Origin of the sequence: Rickettsia rickettsii (genome assembly GCF_001951015.1) — a bacterium.
Classification (GTDB): Bacteria; Pseudomonadota; Alphaproteobacteria; order Rickettsiales; family Rickettsiaceae; genus Rickettsia; species Rickettsia rickettsii.
In genome coordinates, this window is record NZ_CP018914.1 from 369,402 (window position 1) to 389,618 (window position 20,217).

A 20,217-nucleotide genomic window follows, 5' to 3' on the forward strand; every position below is an offset into this window, starting at 1 on the left:
TGATTTTCACTACTTCTTACCACCTGCATTCATAGCAAGGTTTGCGGAAACAAATTCTTCAAGGTCACCGTCAAGCACTCCTTTAGTATCGGAAGTTTCATAATCGGTACGTAAATCTTTTACCATTTGATAAGGTTGCAAAACATATGATCTAATTTGATGCCCCCAGCTATTATCGGTTTTAGCGGCATTCTGCTCGTTAACGCTATCAGTACGTTTTTGCATTTCAAGCTCATAGAGTTTGGCTTGAAGCATTTTCATAGCTTGAGCTTTATTTTTATGCTGCGATCTATCGCTTTGGCATTGTGTTACCGTACCGGTCGGTATATGAGTGATACGTACAGCTGAATCGGTAGTATTAACGTGCTGCCCGCCGGCTCCCGATGCTCTAAAAGTATCGATTCTTAAATCTTTATCCTCAATAGTAATTGCTATATTATCATCAATTTCGGGATATATCCAGCTACTTGCAAAGCTAGTCATTCTTTTACCGGCTGCATTAAACGGAGAAATACGCACTAATCTGTGAACGCCAGCTTCGGTCTTAAACCAGCCGTAAGCACGCTTTCCTATTATCCTAATCGTGCATGATTTAATGCCTGCCTCTTCGCCGTTAATCATATTGATTATTTCGGTTTTAAAGCCGAGTCTTTCGGCAAAACGCAAATACATACGCATCATAATAGACGCCCAGTCATGGCTTTCAGTTCCCCCGGCTCCAGCATTAATCTCTAAAAAGCAATTATTACCGTCTGCTTCACCTGAAAACAAACATTCCGTTTCAAATTTGGCAGCAATGATGCTTAAATTTTTTAAGTCCTGTTCAATTTGTGAAAGTGTTTCTAAATCGTTTTCAGCTTCAGCCATTTCTTCAAGTTCTAAAGCATCTTTTAAATTGGATTTGAGTTTATTAAAAGCGTTTAGTTTTTCTTCTAGATTACTTTTTTCTCGCAGTAATTTTTGAGCATTAGCCTGATCATTCCATAAACTAGGATCGGCTGTTAACTCTTCTAACTCGTTCAGTCTTTCAGTTGATGCTTCAACGTCAAAGTGACCTCCAAAGTAGTTCTAAAGACTGCTCAATTTTTTTTACATAATTTTCTATTTCAGCTCGCATTATTTTTTCCTGTTATAAATTTCGATTTTGTTATATATTATCGTGGTTTAGTGTCATGCTGCGACTTGATCGCGGGATAACAGACAATAAACAAATGCAAATTATATCACAATAATTATGAATCATCAAAAATATATAAGGAACTTCTCAATAATTGCCCATATTGATCACGGTAAATCTACGTTAGCCGATAGGTTAATTGAACATTGCGGCGGCTTGCAGGCTAGGGAAATGAGCCAACAAGTGCTAGATTCGATGGATATTGAAAAAGAGAGAGGTATAACTATTAAGGCACAAACCGTGCGGCTTGTATATAAAGCTAAAGACGGTAACACCTACTATTTGAATCTAATGGACACTCCCGGGCATGTCGATTTTGCTTATGAAGTTAGTAGGTCACTTGCTGCTTGTGAAGGCTCGTTATTGGTAGTTGATAGTACGCAAGGAGTAGAAGCACAAACGCTTGCCAATGTTTACCAAGCAATCGAGAATGATCATGAGATTGTACTGGTGCTTAATAAGCTTGACCTACCGGCGTCAGAACCTGAACAGGTTAAGCAGCAAATAGAGGATATAATCGGAATCGATACAAGTGAGGCTGTGCTAATCTCTGCTAAAAGTGGTATAGGGATTGATTTAGTTTTAGAGGCTATAGTAAGTAAATTACCTCCGCCAAAAGAAAGTAGTTCTGATATTTTGAAAGCTTTGCTTGTTGATAGTTGGTATGACCCATATCTTGGCGTGGTTATTTTAGTACGTGTTATTGATGGCTACCTACGTAAGAATATGCGTATTAAAATGATGGCTACTAACTCAGTTTATACCGTTGAAAATGTTGGCTATTTTACTCCGAAAAAACATATTTCGGATGTTCTGCATGCAGGCGAAATCGGCTTCTTTACTGCGGCTATAAAGCAAGTAGCGGATTGTAAAGTTGGGGATACTATCACTGATGAAAAAAAGCCTTGTGAGCAAGCTCTACCGGGTTTTAAACCACAATTACCCGTAGTGTTTTGTGGTCTTTATCCAACGGATAGCTCGGAATTTGAGCATCTAAAGGATTCACTGGCTAAATTACGCCTTAATGATGCTAGTTTTGAGTATGAAATGGAAAGTTCTTCGGCACTCGGAGTAGGTTTTAGATGCGGCTTTTTAGGGCTGTTACATTTAGAGATAATCCAAGAACGTTTAAGTAGGGAATTCAATTTAGATTTAATCACTACCGCTCCAAGCGTGGTGTATAAAATTCATATGCGGGACGGTGAGAACTTAGAGATACATAACCCAGCAGATTTGCCTGATTTACAAAAAATCGAATCAATGGAAGAGCCTTGGATTAAGGCAACTATAATGGTACCTGATGAGTTTTTAGGTGCGGTACTATCGCTTTGTACGGAAAAGAGAGGGATGCAGCTTGATCATAGCTATATAGCAAATAGGGCTAAAATAATTTATAAATTACCGCTAAATGAGATAGTTTACGATTTCTACGATCGTTTAAAAAGCTGTTCTAAAGGTTATGCAAGTTTTGAATGGCAAATGGATGTTTATGAACCTTCCGAACTTGTTAAGCTTGGGATTTTGGTTAACGCAGAGGTGGTTGATGCACTATCCACAATCGTACACCGCTCACGTGCCGAGCAAAGGGGGAGGGCATTATGCGTAAGGTTAAAGGATTTAATACCGAGACAGCAGATTGATATAGCAATTCAAGCAAGTATAGGTAGTCGTATTATCGCTCGTGAGACTATTAAAGCCCTACGTAAAGATGTGTTATCTAAATGTTACGGTGGTGATATAAGTCGTAAACGTAAATTACTTGAGAAACAAAAAGCAGGTAAAAAGAGAATGAGACAGTACGGTAATATCGAAATTCCGCAATCTGCGTTTATTGCAGCTTTAAAAATAGGTGATGAATAAAACTTTTTTATTTTATATAAAGAAAACGCTAGACGTTATAATAAAGATTTGTTATAAGGAAGTATCTGAATCTTCCAGATGCTTCTAATGTTCCTCGGTAGCTTAGTGGTAGAGCAAACGGCTGTTAACCGTTCGGTCGCTGGTTCGAGTCCGGCCCGGGGAGCCATCCCTCAATTTTTGACAACTTTACGAATGAATCAAACGGCGAATGCAGCATAAAGTGAAGCTTTTTGCCTGTTAATTTAATTGAAAACACAGTTTTTATTAGGCATCTTTTTCCCTCAGCATTCGACAAAACACAATATTGATGTGCATTGGCAACTAAATTTAGTACATCTATCATTTTGTCCGTAAAACAATCATAACCTTTATTATGCTCTGCTATCTCTAACATTACTTTATCACGACGTGTTGTTAATTTATATTTATCTTCTTCGTATTCTTCATTTGTAAATATACCGTCTAAAAGTTTACTTCTAAGCTTATCAAGGCTATTTTTTACACTGATAAGCTCTTTATTTCATTCTGTTATTCTTGTGTTATAATAATCTTTTTCATATTTTGCCGATTCTTTAACACTTTTAATTATTTTGCTCAATAAATCAGGCTCAATATACATTGATGCAAAAACTTTTTCTATTTGTTCTATAATTCTTGAGTAACAATAGGCGTGTAAATATGAGGGTAGTATTTGTTGCCTTTTTTATAATGTATTACTCCGTGATAAAAAGTATTATTTAATATTTTATGTCAGGCAATGGGGCGTATTAGATGTGTTAGTTAACCCTTATGCACTTGGTACAAGCGACAGTATAAGAATAAGATTTATGTAGGATATCGATATTGCCATAAGACATCCTGAATCTTTTGCCGTTGCTAGGAAATGATCAACTAGCTTTTCTTGCTGTTTCCATAGTACGAATACGATTTTAATATGAGGCCATTCATTACGCTAGGTTAATTTTAAATCATATCTTGCTTGTAAATTAATCCATAACTGGGCTGAAGTGTGAAAATATTTACCTAATCTCAGTGCCATATCAGTAGTAAGAGTTCGTTTGCCATGCACTAGCAACGCTAAGTAAGAAATCATCGCCTATTCAACTATCAAAACCGACAGTACTGCTGGTTGAGTTAGATTTATAACCGCTTAGATTATTTTGTGCCTTTTGAGGACTATTGCCGACAAAAGGACTAGCCCACGTACCGAAATCTACTGCTGTCTCATCACCGGCAGAAATAGAGAATATTTTTAAAGCCATAGATACGGAAGAAAAGATAAGGGAGTTGTTTGATAAAAATTATCAAGTTCAAGAAGAAAAAATTGATAATATAGTTAAGTCACTAAATGAAGAAAATAAGTTTGCGATACTTCGCAGAAATCTAACTAATAAAAGTACCTCAGAAATAAAAAATATAGTTGAGAAAATAAACAGAATGCAAGTTGATATAGGTAAAGTATTGTGATTCGGTAGTGCAGGAATAGGTAAAACCACGTTAATGCATTATCTATCTTATAAATGGGGAAAAGAAAAACTATGGAACAACAAATTTGATTATGTATTTAGAATCAGGTTAAAGGAATGGTTAAGCTGGATAGTACGTTATGGTACTAATATAGATGACGATATACTAAGTTGTTTTGTCCATTATTGTTTAGATTCTAACGATATAAAACTTGAAGATATAAAAAGCATACAAGATAAAGATAGGATATTATTAATACTGGATGGTTATGATGAGGTAGCGTTTTTATCACAGAGTAATCGTGATTACCGAGATATTATGGATTCGGTATTTCAGTATAAAAATGTCGTAATGAGTTCTAGTCCTAATGCGGTTATAGTGAGGGAATAGAGCAATATGTACATAAAAATTTTGAGTATGATAAAGAGCTTGGAACACCATTAAAAATCTTTTTGGATACTCATGGCCAAATAAAAGAAATATGTGCAGTTCCTATCAATACTGCATTAATATGTTTGGTTTGGAGCGCTCAAGCAATAAGGGATAAATTTCAAAAAAAACAGTAATCAAGATTTTAATATAAGTCGTTTATATAGTGAAATAATAAACTGGCTTAATAATAGGCATTTAGAAAAAAACAAATTATTATTTCACTATATAAACGACTTATATTAAAATCAAACTGAAGCTAATAATCACTTAAAAAACAAAATGAGTTTTTTAGAGCAAATAGCTTATGAGTCATTTGTTGCAACAGGGAAGTGAGTAGAGAACAAAGTAGTCGAAAGCAAGAAAGATATATAGATATAGACGGAACAAGGGCTATTAAGAATAGAAGGGCAAAATTTTCAATTTATTCATTTAACATTTCAAGAATATCTAGCTGCATGTTATTTAAAAAATCAGTTAGCAGATAACAACACAAAATATACAGCAGCAAATTTTATAGGTGCGCATCGAAACGATCCGAAATATCTAATGACTCTGAAGTGTCTAGCAGGGATGGTAAGTAATGAAAATAATCAAGAGTTAATAGCAATATTTTGGAAAGCTGTAACATGTAATGTGGATAGGATATTAGAGTTAGGGATTGAAAGAAAGATTATACTATTAATGCATTTATTAGCTCAAAGCAACATTAACGGAAAATTTGATAGTAGAATACCGAATTTAAAACAAATACAATATTTAATAGATGAAGTTGTGCTAAAAGATATTACAGGTTGGGAACAACATATAATAGACAGTGGTTATTTATCGGAAGCGATTGTTAAAACAGTAACCTCAAGAATTGAAAAAAGTTATAGGAATCATCACAGGATTAGCAAATAAGAAATGAATGGGGCAGTAAAACAAAAATTTATAAGAAGTTAACAAGCCTATTAGAAATTAAAGATGAACAATTACAAAAATTAGCCCAAATATTAGATAAGACAGTATTACAGGAAAGTTTAAAAAAATAATACAGTTATTAAATAAAAAGGTATTAAATGAATATATAAATATAATATTGATTGAAATAATTAATATTATGCCTAATTTAGATATAAAAATATTAAATCAGGTAAAAAAAATTATACAACAAATACTTAGTTACTAAAAGCTTAGTTAAGATAGTAAATACAACACCTAATATAGCACCCAAGGCAATTTAATGCACTGCAAGCATTATTTAATGATCCTATAGAAAATTTCAAGTACGAGGCAGTTTCAGTTTTAGTTGAAATAGTAAAGGCAAAGTCTAGTTTAGTAAAAGAAGCATTGAACATATTGAAAACACTAATCCGTAATGCCTAATTATGTCAAATTTGATACTGTGCGATGTTTAAAATCAGAATAACTATTTGGTAACCCTAATAATGAAATTTTATATAAAGCTACTTGAGAAGCTTAACTGAAATGCTAAGTGTAATATATGAACAATAAGCTTTAAATACACTGCAAGATCTACTAAATGATTCTAATATTTATATTAAGGTTACGGCTGTTGTAAGTTTATAGTTAATATATATTGTACCAAGTTTAACATTAGCAATATTTAGTATATTGAAAGAAGTATTAAACGATTCCGGCAACGAAGTCAAAATTGTAGTTATTTGGAGCTTAACTGAACCAGTACGTATAAATCCTAGTTTAGCCCAAGAGACATTAAAAATATTGAATACACTAATTAATAACCCTAGTAATTATATTGAATTCACAATCGCCAAAATCCTAGGTTGGATAATACAAATAAACCCCAATATATCACATGACGCATCTACAATACTGAAAAATTTATTTAGTAATTCTGACAAGTCGGAGTCTGCTTTAAGTTTAGTTGAATTAGGAAAGGTAAAACCGGTAGAAGAAGCATTTAAAGTGTTCAAAGATATACTCAGTGACCCTTATGTTGACAGATATGCTAAGTATGCAGTTGCTGTAAGTTTAATTAATATAATAAATTTAAGATCATTTGATAAAGCTAGTTATAAACAAGTTAATAGGTTAATAAAAATAATTGATCTACATAGAACTCAAAATTTTGCTAAGGATTTATATTTAGAAATAGACGCCCAAACCCTCTACACACAATAACCGATTACATCACTCAAGAATATGAAAAAAGTAAAAATCCTGAAGTAATAGAATGGTTTATTGCGAGTTTTAACGAATTACCGAATATAAGCGAAACACAAATCTTTTTAAAAGAAGTATGTAAAAGCATATTAAAAAGCGGTGTGATAAATGAGTTGAGTGTAAGTTTATTTTAAATGGTATAAAGAAATATAATTTTACTTTTACGGTATCGGTTAGTAAAGCATCAGGAATAGAAGGCAAGATAATATTTGAAGATAGAAACTATGAAATATTTACAACCGATAATTCAGCAAGCAAAATAGTAAGTTTAGAGGAGTTTATAACTAAATTACTTGCAGAAACAGACGATCCGTTAGCAGAACAATATAAAATAAACCTATATAAATTTGGTGAGGATAATTTAAAGAAAATAGCCACTATTTATCCAGCAGAAATTAACACAGAACTAAGAGGGCAACTATTCAAGAATTTTTAGCCGCATGTTATTTAAAAAATCAGTTAACAGATAATAAGATGCAAAAATAAGGTTGAAAACCAGTAATTTTAAATTACTAGATGCTGGGGCAAATAAAAGATTAGATGCCTATGCAATTAAGATAGATAGCCACAATAAAATACTATAGTGGAACAATACAAAAAGCAGAAATCTTTGAGAAATTGAAAGTTTAGCACAAGAAAGCCCATTATTATACGATTACTGTAATGCATTTTATTGGAATATAAAAATATCATAAATGCTTGCTGTATTGCTGAAACTATAAAAATAATATTAATGAGCAAGAGGGTATAATAAAAATTTTAGTAAAAGGTATAGGTTTAATAACGCAAAGTTTCTTAATAGATATATTAACAGATTTGGCTTGCAGTATAGTAGCAGCAACGCATGAGAGAAAGCATGGAAATAAAGTAATTAGTATAAACGATATTATTCGCAATAAAATTGGAATGGAAGATTTAGACGATAACTTAAAGAAAATAGTTATTATTAAAACACAAGAACGTAGAAACGAAATAATAAAGCTCTCAAAAACACCTATGTCACATTCTGATTCTACTAGATTTCGAGCTAATATAAAAGAATTAGGTAATGTAGTTAAAGAATTTGGGCTTTTCTAAAACTATAGAAAGACATGATCAGGATAATATAGCTGTGCAACTAGCTTTAAAGGACTCTATTTTATTTATTGAATCTTTATATACAAACAGTGATGATATATTGAATGAAAAAAGTGATATATTTTTTAGAAGAAGATAATATAAAGAAGAAAGTTTTTGGCAGATAAGCTTTATACGGGATAAGCAATAACAGCACTAATAAAACATAATGAAGTTGCTTCAATACCAAAAGGTTAAAATTATTATGCTTCTTTAGGCTTAAAAAGTAATTTATTACTACAATTTTTAATTGTAATCAACTATTATTAATAAAAATAAGAAATGACTTTTATAGAAGATTTAAGCTCTTGGAAAGAAAAGTTTGAAACTTGCGTTTACGCTAAAAAACTATTAGACAACATCGAATATTTAAATGCTAAAGTAAAAAATCCTGTTGATATAGAAGAAGTTACAAAAGGTATCTACTACGCTCGCAAATATCACGACTTACAAATACGTCAATTAGGTGATCCTTATTATTTTCACCCGATTGAAGTAGCGATTATGCTTGCAGAGTTTGTAGCCGAAGAAGCTCCTAAGCTTTATAATGCTATTATGCTGCAAGCTGCTTTACTGCATGATACTATTGAAGATATAGCACTGACTGAAGAAGTAATAACTATTGGACCAGAAGTAGCAAAGCACGTAGAGGGTTTAACTAGAATAAAACCTTACGGAAAAATAAGTAGTGAGAAAGGTCTGAATGTGCTAGTTAGACAAAAAAGATATGATACTTTTTTAATAAAGTTCTTTGACAGAATGTATAATTTACAAACTTGAGGTGCTAAATCACCTGAAAAAATACGGAAAGTTTAATTAGTGTTGTAAAAATTGCTGTGTATATAGAGGCACATGAAATAAAACAACAATTAATTAAACTGTGCTACAAATAAATTTTGATGAATAATTTCTGCAGGGCTATAATTAACAGTATTTTTAATATATTAACAATAAATATATGATACATAAAATGCTACAGGACCTGTACAATCTAATAAAAAAAACGCTATAATAGTTTTAATATTACTTTTATCTTCTTAGGATCAATATTAGCTTGTTCTAAAGTTTTTCTTAAATATCGTTTAGCATCCACAAACTCCGGTGTCTCTCTAAGCGAAGTTCTCCCGATGACTCCTACTATAGTGATTCCAGCACAGATTAAAAAAGCTATACGCCAACTAAAACCAAATGAAGTAACTAAAGAAGCTAAGCATAATGCTCCAAAACCACCTAATATACAAAAACTATCTAAAGTTGCTACAGTTGGATATTGTACAGGTGGTTTAATAAATTTAGTTAAATATACATCTGCTCCTATTACTTTCCCCATTGAGGACATGCCTTGTGCCATAAGGCATGCTATCATAACCCATGTGGCTACAATTCCTATTTCATCATAAGCTGAAGATTTGCCATAATAAAACAAGCTATAGTCATAAGCAAAGTAGTTATTATTATAGTTGATTTTCTTCCTATATTATCACCAAGCCAACCAGAGATTAATGCTCCTATCGGTCTAAATACATATGTTGAACATAATGCAGCTTCTTCATAGATTAGAGCAGTCTGAGGATCAACTTGAGGAAAAGCTCGTTGAGAAGCACTGCTGCCATATGTACATATAAATATAAATCAAAATATTCAAGAAAAGTGCCAATAGACAAAATATCTCATGCTTGTTTTGGTTCTCTATTTAAACTTGTTTGTGCTTTCTCATAGCCGAGCATAAATTCTTTATAAAAAATTAAATTGTAAAGAAATCTATACTGTTTTATATAAAAGTCAATAGGAAATTTCGCTTTATACGAAAACCAGAAAGTGAAGTGCAACTTATTATTAATTTATGTTATCCATTTTGTCAATATAATTGCACTAGTTTAAAGCGGTATGTCTGTGTACCTGAGCATTCATCACAAGCCCAAAGCCGATTAGCATGGATGCGATCATTGTTCCGCCGTAAGAAATAAACGGTAGCGGTACGCCTACTACGGGAAGCAAGCCCATAACCATAGCTATATTAATAAATACGTGAGTAAATAAGATTGAAGTAATACCTATTACTATTAATTTACTAAAAATCTCTCGGCAATTTACGGCAATTAATAAAGAAATAGTTATAAGTGCAAAATATAATATTAGTAAAAACATTCCTCCTATAAAGCCGAACTCTTCAGCGAAGGTAGCAAAGATAAAGTCAGTTTGATGTTCGGGAAGAAAATCCAAATGGCTTTGGCTACCTTGATTTAAACCGCGTCCAAATAGGCTACCTGAACCTATAGCGATTTTAGACTGAATAATATTATAACTAGCACCGAGCGGATCATGTTCGGGATCTAAAAAAACCATTACCCGTTTTTTTTGATAATCATACATCATATTCCAAGCAATAGGTAGGCTAATAAGAGCAGCAAGACCTAGTATTATAAAATATTTTATTCTAAGACCTGCCGCAAAAAATATAATTGCCGAAACAATTAAAACAATCATTCCCGTACCTAAATCTGGTTCTCTAATTATTAGAAAAGCCGGTATTAAAACTCCTATAATCGGTATAATAACTTTATGAAATTTTGTAAGATCATCAATTGTTAGTGAATGGAAATATCTAGCAAGCATTACTACAACGGCGATTTTTATCGGTTCGGAAGGTTGAAGCTTAACTATACCGATATCAATCCATCTTTTACCGCCCATGGCAGTTGAGCCACAAAGCTCCACGGCTACTAGTAAAGCGAGTACGCACAAATAAAAGATATACGATAACCTAAATATTATGCGTAAATCAATTAATGCAATAATAATAGCTAAAGGCAAGAATATACAAAAATTTATAATTTGTTTGTAAGCCCAGGGCTGCAAATTACTATTTGCTGCAGAATAAAGCACAATGAAACCAATACAGCAAATTAAGCTAATTAGTAAAATTAAAGTAATCGGTAATTTTTGTAATTGTTCTAGATAATTTTTATGCATTGTTTTTGTATTCAGTAGAGGTGTTGTATGTCATTCCTGCAAAAGCAGGAATCCAGTACTTTAAAGCTTTTTAAAATCTCAATTTATTGCGCTTGTTCCTGGCTTCCTGCTTTCGCAGGAATGACATAACAGGATTCCAGCCACAAATCTGCTAACTAAACCTCAACATCAAACACCTTAAAAATAAATACTAATTCGTCAGCTATCTCTTTCAGATAATCAAAACGACCGGCAGAACCTTTATGTCCCGTATCCATATTTGTTTTTAATAATAAGGGATTATTGTCCATTTTTAGTGCTCGTAATTTTGCTACCCATTTAGCAGGTTCCCAGTAACCTACACGTGGGTCGGATATACCGCAAGTAACGAATAGAGCAGGGTAGTTTTGTGCTTTTACGTTATCATAAGGGGAATATGATTTAATATATTCAAAATATTCTTTCTCTTTCGGATTACCCCACTCATTATATTCCAAGAGAGTTAACGGTAAGCTTTCGTCAAGCATGGTACTCAAAACATCAACAAACGGTACATGCGCGATTGCTGCTCTATAGATTTCCGGTTTTTCGTTGAGTATGTAACCGATTAACATACCGCCGGCACTACCGCCCATTATTACTATATTGTTGTTACTTGTATATTGCTTGTTAATTAAAGCTCTACTACAGGCTATGAAGTCTTCAAATGTTCTTTTTTTGGTTAAAAACTTAGCAGCTTCATACCAATCATGACCTAGATCATCGCCACCTCTAATATGCGCAACTGCGTAAATAAAACCGCGATCGGCAAGTGTTACTGCTGTATTTCTAAAATTGACGGGCATAGCGATGCCATAAGCACCGTAACCCATTAGATATAAAGGATTTGAACCGTCTTTTTTAAATAAAGATTTTTTATAAAACAAGGTTATAGGTACTTTTACATCTTCATTATCTGCAAATATTCTCTCTACTTTATACTCCTCCGGGTTAAAGCCTGAAGGTATTTCGTGGCTCTTTAATATCGTTAATTTATCGCTATTAAAATCGTAGCTATAAGTGGTATTGGGTCTTGCTAGAGAAGAGTACTCTATTCTGATATCGTCTTCCTCAAAGTTTGTAGAAAAACTACTTGCTTGGAAACTTTCGTCGGGAAAATGAATTGTATTTTCTTGTAAATCTTTAAATCGCTTTATTTTAATTAGCGGTAAACCTTGGTCACGATAGTTTAAGATTAAATAATTATTTGTAACATTAAAGCTTTTTAAATATTTGTCTTGTTCTTCCTTAATATAAATATCATCCCAGCTAGTATTTTCAAAATTATTTACCGGCAGTTTTATAACATGGAAATTTTTAGCTTTATAATTAGTTTTAATATAAAAATAATCGCCATTATATTCTATTTCATAGAATATTTTGTTTTCTGCAGCTCGTACTAATTTAGGCGTAAAACTATCATCCTGCATAGAAATTACGTAAATTTCATTTTCATTATGATCGCCTGAATTTATAAAAATATATTCATGACTTGCTGATTTCTTGCAGCTGATAAAATGAAGAGGGTTTTTGACCTCGAATATTAATTTATCCTGAGTGACCTCTTCACCTATACGGTGAAACATTACCTTATCCCAGCGTTGATTCTCATTAATAGTAATATAGAAAAAGCCGTTTAAGTGTTCATGCCAAATTATAGTAGGAGCTACAGCTAAATCTCGATCGCTTGATACAAGCGAATTTTGCGGCATTCGCCTAGGCTCACGTACATTTGTACGTTCCGCAGGCTTGTCCTGAAATTCATCTTGTCTGAAGCGATCGAGATTTAGCTGTACATTGCCTAATTCATCATGTAAGTATTTTTGTTCTTTAAGGTTATATATTTTGATATTGTATTGTTCATTACCTGTAAAATTAACACTATAAGCCATTAAATTGTGATCAGGTGACATTGCAACTGTAGCAACATCAGTAAAACTGCTATTTGGAGCAAGAAGGTTGACATCTAATATTACTTCTTCTGCTGAATCCATATTATTATGCTTTCTGCAATATATCGGATAATTTTTATTCTCCTCTACTCTATGGTAATAGTAATAATCTTTGTTCTTAACATAAACCGATTCATCGTCTAATTTAACCCGTCCTTTTAATTCTTCAAAAATCTTTTCCTTATCATTTTGCAGATCGGCAAAGAAATTTTCGGTATATTGATTCTCAGCTTTTAAATAATCTAAAATTTTAGAGTCTTCTACATTTGGCCACTTAGGATCACGCAGCCAGTGATAATCATCGTTTATTGTTGCTTCGTGAACTTCAAAGCTGTAATTTTGTTTGTCTGTTATTGGTGGTTTCATGTTTTTTTATTTTTTTGTGTTGTTATGCCTAAAATCGTCATTGCGCGGAGCCGTAGGCGACGCGGCAATCTAGTAAAATAATACAAAAATTCTGTAATCAGAATTGTTTACTAGATTGCTTCGTTGAAACTTACAGTTTCTTCTCGCAATGACGATTTTGGTATCTATACAACAATGACATCGAATTATTGTAGTGTTAAAATCAAACTAATTAATAGGAATAATACAATCAATATAGCAGTTTGTTGATTATGCCAAGCAGATATTTTACTGAAAATATTATCCCAAATAACCTTAAAATTAAGATATTCTGCCGCATCTTCGTTATTGTCTGCTGTTTCTTTATATTTATCGATACTGAAATATATAAATTTTTCAATATATTGGTATAGGTCAAGGTTTATGTTTTCTGTCGAAATGCGTGGTATTTTTCTAAATATTAAAGCCAATAACAGTGAGATGGCAAGGATCACTAGCTTAAAGTTAGCAGTATGTGATATTTGAATAGGGTAGAATAAACATATGCATAAAGTTATGATGCAGAAAGAGAGGTAGGTTATAGTTCTTATGTCATTCCTGCGAAAGCAGGAATCCAGTAAAAACCTTAAAAATAAAAGCTTTATAATATTTCTGGATTCCCGCTTTCGCAGGAATGACATAAAGCGAGATGGGAATGACTTAGAACTCTCCATCAACAACCCAAATAATATGGTACAAGTCGCTATCTTGGAAAATAGCATTACACTATTCTCGTTTAAAATATTAGCTATTTCATCTTTAATATAAGAAGAACTAATAGGCAGTATAGATGTATAGATCAATATACTAATAACAAATCCGCTTAATAAAATAAAATTAATTTGAGTATTCTGAAGATCTTGGTAATTTTTAATATCATACTCATCTTCTATATAAGCGAAATATAAAGCAAATAATCCGTTATATAATATATGTATGAATATAAAGCTTGTAATAAGATAAGCTATATTTGGAGAGTTTATGCTAATAGCCGTTAATATAAAACCAAGCTGTGATACGGTAAGATAACATATTAATCGTTTAAGTTTTTTTTCAATTAGAGACAATACTAATCCGTAAATGATCATTGATATCCCAAAAAACTTTAATATCTCAAGACCGCTAAATAATTTTAAAATGATAATTAAAATAACTTTAGTAGTAAAACTAATTAAATATACAATACCGCTACTTGAAGCTATAGGATAGCAATGAACCACCCAGCCGTTTACAAAAATAGCCGAGGCATTAATTAAACAACCTGCAAGTATGAATATTGCTGGTAACTCAAAATTATTTACTGATGCCGTTAAAGAAGTAAAAGTCGTATTACTTGTTGTTTGGATTAGAAGAGTCATACCGATTAAGATTAGCCCGCTGCTGAATAAATGAGTGAGGAAATATTGACGTGCCGGTTTTATCTTTAATTGGTCACAAAAAATAATTATGCAGGCAAAAATCGTCATGAATTCAAGCGAGATTATCATGGAAATAAAATCAGCTGCAAATACGCATATAATAGAGGATAAACAGTATAAACTACCGATTAAGCATTCTAATTTTCTATTTTGGGAAATTGTATAAAGATTTAAGATAGCAGTAACAATTAGAAATGCTAGAGCTATTAGCTGATTTTGTGGGTGAAAATCAAAAATAAGCTCAAAATTAGTAAGCGGAAATGTACACTTGGTATTTTGAATAAACATTTTAATCCTTAGAAGAAACTGTTAAAACCTCTAGTTCCTGGATTCTTTTAAAGTCTTTTACATTTAGAGTTAATATCAGAAAACCTTTTGTAATAGCCGTTGCTGCAATAAGCATATCATGAGTTCCTATAGTTATACGTTGTGTGTATAAATCATGAGTAATACGTGCATATGTATATACTTCTTCAATACCGAAAGGTAATATAGTAAACAGACTTTTTACGTATTCTATAAAAGCTAAACATTTTATACGTTTATTCTCATTCTTGACTCTATCTACTCCTATTAATAGTTCAGTTAACACAATAGGGCTAATATAAGTCTGACCGTAAGGTGACCATTGCTTAGTACTTACCTTTTCTCTTTCTAAAGCTATGATTATAGCAGTATCAATAATTAATCCCATCTTTCAACCAATTTTTTAATATCTTGTTTAGTATTGTGTCTTATTTCTTCGCGATTTTTCATGAATTGATCAGCATCTTCAGGATCAAGATGTGGACCATTTTTAAAAGCTTCCTCTAAGTCTCTTACTGCTACAGAAGGCTTGATTTCTGCAGGCGTAATCCTTGCTACGATATGATTACCTTTTTGAACGTCAAAGCTTTCGCCTTTATAGTAAACTCTATTCATAATATCTGAAAAAGATCGTACAAATTCTGTTGCTCTAATAATTTGTGCCATATTTATCCTCAAAAATAATTACCATATTTATACCTTTGATACTTCAAGATTTGGTACGTCAAATTTCGGGATTTGCCTGTGCTCACTATTGTACGCTGTGTAGGTGCACTGCTTATTTGACTTCCAACTTTTGAAGTATCTACGGTATACATATTATATGATTATGTGTAGATTATGTAAATATGTTTATGTAATATAAGCTAAAAATTCTCTGATTAAGATTTGAATAAAATAGAAAAGAGTTATGGCACAGCAGCACATTATTATACTAATTTGCATAGAGTAGGGGAGTGGTTTTGTTACGTTAGATTCTACTAAAGAAGGTTTATAAATAGAGCTTAATATTTTGAGCAGGTAAAGGCTTGAGAATATACTACTAGCTATTACGACAATCATAACAATGATTTGATTTTGTTCGCTTGCGGCAAGTAATATTGAGAATTTGCTAATAAATCCGCTAAAGATAGGCATACCGATTAATGATAATGAAGCAATAGATATAATAAAAGAAATTAAAGGAAATTCTTTGGATGTACCATGTAAATTCTGTACTTGATCGGCTTTCTTTAAACTGTAAATACTGCCCATACTATAAAATAAGCAGATTTTTGTAAAAGAATGTGAAACTAAATGGAGTATTGCGGCTCCAAGTGCCTTAGGTGTTAACATGAAAGCACTAAGCAATGCAAGGCTTAATTGGTTCATAGTGGAGTAGGCGAGTATTTTTTTGATATTATCCGTGTCTAGGGCTTTGATTGAGCTATAAAATATGCTTACTATCGGTATAAAAATTAACCAGTTAAACTCGGCAAATATCATTTGTAAATACGATAAACCGAATATATATAATAGGATTTTGTAAATACAAAATAATCCGGTTTTAACCACTATTACGGCATGCAGCAAACTACTAATGGGGTAATGTGCAACCATTGCAGCAGGAAGCCATGAATGCACCGGAAAAATTGCAGTTTTAGCAATACCGCAAATAAACATTAACAATAAAATAATTGACTGGTTTTTGGAAAAATAATTTTCTACTAAACTCCCACTTGCAAAATCTCCGTTACCGGTTTTAGTATAAATAATTATCACTGCCGGTAAAAATAATATTGTGGCAGAAATCATCAGAATTTTTAGATATTTATATAACCCTCTAAGTACTATATTATTTTTGGTATGTCCTATTAAAAACGCTGTAGAAATAGTTAAAAGCTCATAGCAAATAAACATCGTGAATAAGTTGCTAGATAAAGCAATTAAAACACCGATTAGAATAGTGAAGTTAAAGAAAAATAAGAATCTAGAAGAATAGTCTATATTATTAATAGCAAGATATTTAGGAGTGTAAAGTAAAGCACAAATCCATAAAAAGCCTATTAAACTTAAGAAAATAAGCCCTAAAGGTTCAAGATGGAATCCTATAGAGTAATTACCGCATATATTAAATTCAAACCCTGCTCTAATACCTTTTAAAAACAACCCGTCTATAATTAAAATATTACCGAAGAAAAAAATAGCGATAGTAATAAGTAAAAAATTACGTATAAAGCTATCTTTTTGAGTGGCATACGGGCTAGTTAAGTTTAATGCACCAACTAGCAAAGTTGATAGAATCAAAAGACTCGGAGTAGTAAATTGTGTAATCATGATAAGCTGTTATACTTTTTTTGATAGTATGGTTAAAGCATTACCTGTATGGTTTTCTATGTCATGCCTAGCTAAAAGTGGGGAAATCCAGAAAAAGCGAGATAAATCGTGCTTTTAGTTTTAAAAACTTACTGTGTTTATATTTTTTAATTACTGGATTCCCGCTTTCGCGGGAATGACAATAGTACCATTTTATAATGGTAAAATAACGATCCTACGGAGCTAAGTAAAATTATAATAAAATCTAATAGTAGATTTTGTGTTAATAATAATTCAAGAATATTTACTTTGATAAAAAATAATGGACTGATAGGTAAGCCACAGCTGCACATAATAGCAATTATTATTAAAACTTTGTTAGGCTCTCTTTTATAGCTTCCATTATAAGCATCTATCAAGAAAAGAGCTATTTTATTTATACTATCCGCAAGTAATAAACTTGGTAAAACTATTATACCGTTTTCGGTTACGTATAATAAAAATACGTAACCTATTTGAGTGCAACATGAATAAATTATAATATTCTTGAAATCTTTTGTTTGGTAAGCAAAATATGGAGCTATAATAAGAGTAGCTAAAGCGATAGGTTTTATAAAATTTGTAATAGCCGTTTTAATTGTCTCATAGCCTATAATAATATAAGTAAATTTATATATTATATATATTCCTATTATAGTAGAAATCCCTGCTAAATATACTAAAATAACTGAAGCCGTGTTATTATAAGCTCTCATCATCCAAAAATGCATAGGGAAAAAAGCTGTTTTTAAAATAGCACCTATTAAGAAAAAACCGATAGCTATAGTGATTATACGGGAATTAGTATGTGCTTGTAAATACGCTGCAATTTCTGCCATATTCAAACTACCCGTAATGCTTAGCAAAAATCCTATAGATATAAGAATAAGAGTTGCACCAATACTACCTATTATCAAATAATCAAACGCTCCGATTAAAGATTTTGGATTATTACCTGAGGCTATCAGTACATAGCTACTAAGTGCCGAAATCTCTATAAATATATATAGATTAAAAAAATCGTGAGTAGCCATCATCCCTAAATAGCCCGTATGAGCGAATAATAATATACCGTAAAATAAAGATTTTCTATTATTGTTTATATATTTTAAGATAGTTTGATTAGTAATCTTATGACAAAAAACTAAAAAGAATAATAAAACCAAGTTAAGATAAACAATAATAGCTTGGTTTAGTGCATTTAGCCGATATTCTATTCCTATTTTTGAAGTCCATCCTCCCATGGTGTAAGATAGCTCCGTATTTTGTATAATGCTATATCCATAAACACTGACCAAAAGGCTAGATAAAATACAAATCGTAGTAATTATTCGTGCAAAGGTAATAAAGCGAAAAGATATTATTGAGAGTAAAGCCCCAAATAAAGGGAATAATATTTGTATGATAGGGACATGGTGAGCTAGAATCATTTATCAAAATTAATTTCATTTTCTGATATTGTACCACAATGTTTATAAATTTGATATATTAAACTTAAAGCTACGCTAAGAGTAGCAAACCCAACTACTATAGCAGTTAGCATTAATACATGAGGCAAAGGGCTAGTGTAAGTAGTGATGCCCTCTTGGAAAATAGGTACACCGCCTGTTTTAATTTTTCCGATACTTACATACAATACTAACACCGAACTTTGAAAGATTCCAAGCCCGATAATTTTATGAATATAATTACGACTTGTAAGCATTATAAATAAGCCGCTAGTGAGTAAGATCAAGGCAAAGAAATATATTAAATTATGCATAATTATATTGTTATTGTAAGAAAAGTATTGTTACGTGAATCAGTTTCATCATCATTGCCGCAGTGACGTTGGTAGACATTAATACGCTTTGAAAGACTGATTAAATACGCATGTGACTTTTTTGCCCTTACGTATAGCGAGCTTAGGAAAAACCTGTTCAAGGATCACCATATTAGGATTATCTTGAGCAAGGCGATAATTTACTAAAGATTCTCGAAGTGAATCATCTACAGCAAAAATACCGGAAATTTCAGCGTTTTTATCTCTAAATTGCAGATAAGTAAACTCGCCGTCATCAAAAATTTTAATAGGAGCTATTTCTTCGCTGCCGCTAATATAGTAATTAAAGTTATATTTTTCAGGATGAGTCAGGTCGGGACTTGCTAGGGTAGCAGAAAAAGTTTGCATATGACCGCTCATATTGTCATTTTCGTCATCCGGATAAAGAAACTTTACGTTAAAGACCATTTCAGGATCACGCATATCAAGAGTTTCGGCGGCATATAGTTCAAAGAAGTACGTCCGTTTATTAGTAATTAAAGTCATATTAGTAGTAGCATCCGGTTCCATCGGTTTAATAAAAATCCTATGACCGGCAGGTACTATTTGCCATGAAGTAGTATCTCCCATAGAAATACTTACTATTTCCTCGTCTCTTGCTAGTTCTATACTTGCTTGATAGCCGTAATATCCTGTGAATTTGAAAACATCGTCAGGGTTATAAGTCATAACTCTGAGACGTGGGTCTCGACCTAGAGGTCGTGATACAGTAAGAGCCAATACATCTAATGTAAGTATTATAAAAGTACAAAATATTATTAGTTGCTTCAT

The 20,217-nt window shown here is 32.1% G+C and carries 21 protein-coding genes, 1 tRNA gene and 1 pseudogene; 8 read left to right on the forward strand and 15 right to left on the reverse strand.

The genetic code is table 11. The annotated features are described in order from the left end of the window. Positions 1-9: 9 nt before the first annotated feature. Positions 10-1,117, reverse strand: a protein-coding gene (prfB, locus tag BTU51_RS02110) for a peptide chain release factor 2 (RefSeq protein WP_155105197.1) whose coding sequence is annotated in 2 segments (ribosomal slippage) — positions 10-1,047 and positions 1,049-1,117 — 1,107 coding nt in all. Because the reading frame shifts where the segments join, the coding sequence is not laid out codon by codon here. 117 nt (positions 1,118-1,234) lie between these two features. Here prfB and lepA point away from each other — a divergent pair. Then, complete coding sequence (gene lepA / locus BTU51_RS02115) at positions 1,235-3,037, forward strand: translation elongation factor 4 (protein WP_012150581.1); 1,803 nt, start codon at positions 1,235-1,237, stop codon at positions 3,035-3,037. A 91-nt stretch (positions 3,038-3,128) separates the two neighbouring features. Further along, positions 3,129-3,203: transfer RNA gene (locus BTU51_RS02120), tRNA-Asn, on the forward strand. Positions 3,204-3,989: 786 nt separating this feature from the next. Here the strand turns inward: BTU51_RS02120 and BTU51_RS10145 are convergent. Next, positions 3,990-4,130 carry a HigA family addiction module antitoxin gene (locus BTU51_RS10145; protein ID WP_014362313.1) on the reverse strand — a complete coding sequence of 47 codons (141 nt, stop codon included), beginning with the start codon at positions 4,128-4,130 and terminating at the stop codon, positions 3,990-3,992. Between the two features lie 7 nt (positions 4,131-4,137). Next, complete coding sequence (locus BTU51_RS09890) at positions 4,138-4,287, reverse strand: autotransporter outer membrane beta-barrel domain-containing protein (RefSeq protein WP_329517954.1); 150 nt, start codon at positions 4,285-4,287, stop codon at positions 4,138-4,140. Here BTU51_RS09890 and BTU51_RS09055 point away from each other — a divergent pair. The 6 genes from BTU51_RS09055 to BTU51_RS02160 all read left to right on the forward strand — a co-directional run bounded on the left by BTU51_RS09055 (position 4,217) and on the right by BTU51_RS02160 (position 9,019). Continuing rightward, positions 4,217-4,504, forward strand: coding sequence for a hypothetical protein (locus BTU51_RS09055; protein ID WP_230453513.1), 288 nt, complete (start codon positions 4,217-4,219; stop codon positions 4,502-4,504). The genes BTU51_RS09890 and BTU51_RS09055 overlap by 71 nt on opposite strands. A gap of 33 nt (positions 4,505-4,537) precedes the next feature. Next, on the forward strand, positions 4,538-4,894 hold the full coding sequence (locus tag BTU51_RS09060; RefSeq protein ID WP_162839889.1) for a hypothetical protein: 357 nt from the start codon (positions 4,538-4,540) through the stop codon (positions 4,892-4,894). Between the two features lie 588 nt (positions 4,895-5,482). After that, positions 5,483-5,836, forward strand: coding sequence for a hypothetical protein (locus tag BTU51_RS02140; protein ID WP_230453515.1), 354 nt, complete (start codon positions 5,483-5,485; stop codon positions 5,834-5,836). Positions 5,837-6,550: 714 nt separating this feature from the next. Further along, complete coding sequence (locus BTU51_RS02150) at positions 6,551-7,081, forward strand: hypothetical protein (protein WP_012262293.1); 531 nt, start codon at positions 6,551-6,553, stop codon at positions 7,079-7,081. 858 nt (positions 7,082-7,939) lie between these two features. Continuing rightward, positions 7,940-8,200 (forward strand): hypothetical protein, encoded by a 261-nt coding sequence (locus tag BTU51_RS02155; protein WP_014364544.1) that lies wholly within the window; start codon positions 7,940-7,942, stop codon positions 8,198-8,200. 330 nt (positions 8,201-8,530) lie between these two features. Next, a complete protein-coding gene (locus tag BTU51_RS02160) occupies positions 8,531-9,019 on the forward strand; it encodes an HD domain-containing protein (protein ID WP_193385859.1) in 489 nt (162 codons plus the stop codon). 226 nt (positions 9,020-9,245) lie between these two features. On the opposite strand, the gene BTU51_RS02165 is transcribed toward BTU51_RS02160, so the two are convergent. The 12 genes and pseudogenes from BTU51_RS02165 to virB9 form a co-directional block, all read right to left on the reverse strand. Next, positions 9,246-9,665, reverse strand: a complete 420-nt coding sequence (locus BTU51_RS02165) for an MFS transporter (protein WP_012150586.1) — start codon at positions 9,663-9,665, stop codon at positions 9,246-9,248. Next, positions 9,626-9,868 carry an MFS transporter gene (locus BTU51_RS09895; protein WP_329517956.1) on the reverse strand — a complete coding sequence of 81 codons (243 nt, stop codon included), beginning with the start codon at positions 9,866-9,868 and terminating at the stop codon, positions 9,626-9,628. The genes BTU51_RS02165 and BTU51_RS09895 overlap by 40 nt, the downstream gene beginning before the upstream one ends. Before the next feature lie 243 nt (positions 9,869-10,111). After that, on the reverse strand, positions 10,112-11,212 hold the full coding sequence (gene rodA / locus BTU51_RS02175) for a rod shape-determining protein RodA (RefSeq protein ID WP_012150587.1): 1,101 nt from the start codon (positions 11,210-11,212) through the stop codon (positions 10,112-10,114). Between the two features lie 155 nt (positions 11,213-11,367). Continuing rightward, positions 11,368-13,548 carry a prolyl oligopeptidase family serine peptidase gene (locus BTU51_RS02180; protein ID WP_012150588.1) on the reverse strand — a complete coding sequence of 727 codons (2,181 nt, stop codon included), beginning with the start codon at positions 13,546-13,548 and terminating at the stop codon, positions 11,368-11,370. 185 nt (positions 13,549-13,733) lie between these two features. Then, the gene (locus tag BTU51_RS02185) at positions 13,734-15,272 is read right to left on the reverse strand and encodes a proton-conducting transporter transmembrane domain-containing protein (protein WP_012262294.1); all 1,539 of its coding nucleotides are present in this window, start codon (positions 15,270-15,272) and stop codon (positions 13,734-13,736) included. A 1-nt stretch (position 15,273) separates the two neighbouring features. Further along, positions 15,274-15,678 carry a ribonuclease VapC gene (vapC, locus tag BTU51_RS02190; RefSeq protein ID WP_012150591.1) on the reverse strand — a complete coding sequence of 135 codons (405 nt, stop codon included), beginning with the start codon at positions 15,676-15,678 and terminating at the stop codon, positions 15,274-15,276. Then, complete coding sequence (vapB, locus tag BTU51_RS02195; RefSeq protein WP_012150592.1) at positions 15,669-15,956, reverse strand: type II toxin-antitoxin system antitoxin VapB; 288 nt, start codon at positions 15,954-15,956, stop codon at positions 15,669-15,671. The genes vapC and vapB overlap by 10 nt, the downstream gene beginning before the upstream one ends. A gap of 30 nt (positions 15,957-15,986) precedes the next feature. After that, positions 15,987-16,111 (reverse strand): annotated as a pseudogene (locus BTU51_RS08115) (palindromic element RPE5 domain-containing protein); the annotation flags it as partial. 31 nt (positions 16,112-16,142) lie between these two features. Then, positions 16,143-17,606, reverse strand: a complete 1,464-nt coding sequence (locus BTU51_RS02200; protein ID WP_012150593.1) for a proton-conducting transporter transmembrane domain-containing protein — start codon at positions 17,604-17,606, stop codon at positions 16,143-16,145. 146 nt (positions 17,607-17,752) lie between these two features. After that, the gene (locus BTU51_RS02205; protein WP_012262296.1) at positions 17,753-19,054 is read right to left on the reverse strand and encodes a proton-conducting transporter transmembrane domain-containing protein; all 1,302 of its coding nucleotides are present in this window, start codon (positions 19,052-19,054) and stop codon (positions 17,753-17,755) included. Then, entirely contained in the window at positions 19,051-19,386 is a 336-nt protein-coding gene (locus BTU51_RS02210; protein ID WP_012150595.1) for a Na+/H+ antiporter subunit C, read from the reverse strand. The genes BTU51_RS02205 and BTU51_RS02210 overlap by 4 nt, the downstream gene beginning before the upstream one ends. Before the next feature lie 78 nt (positions 19,387-19,464). Beyond that, positions 19,465-20,217 carry a P-type conjugative transfer protein VirB9 gene (gene virB9 / locus BTU51_RS02215; RefSeq protein WP_012150596.1) on the reverse strand — a complete coding sequence of 251 codons (753 nt, stop codon included), beginning with the start codon at positions 20,215-20,217 and terminating at the stop codon, positions 19,465-19,467.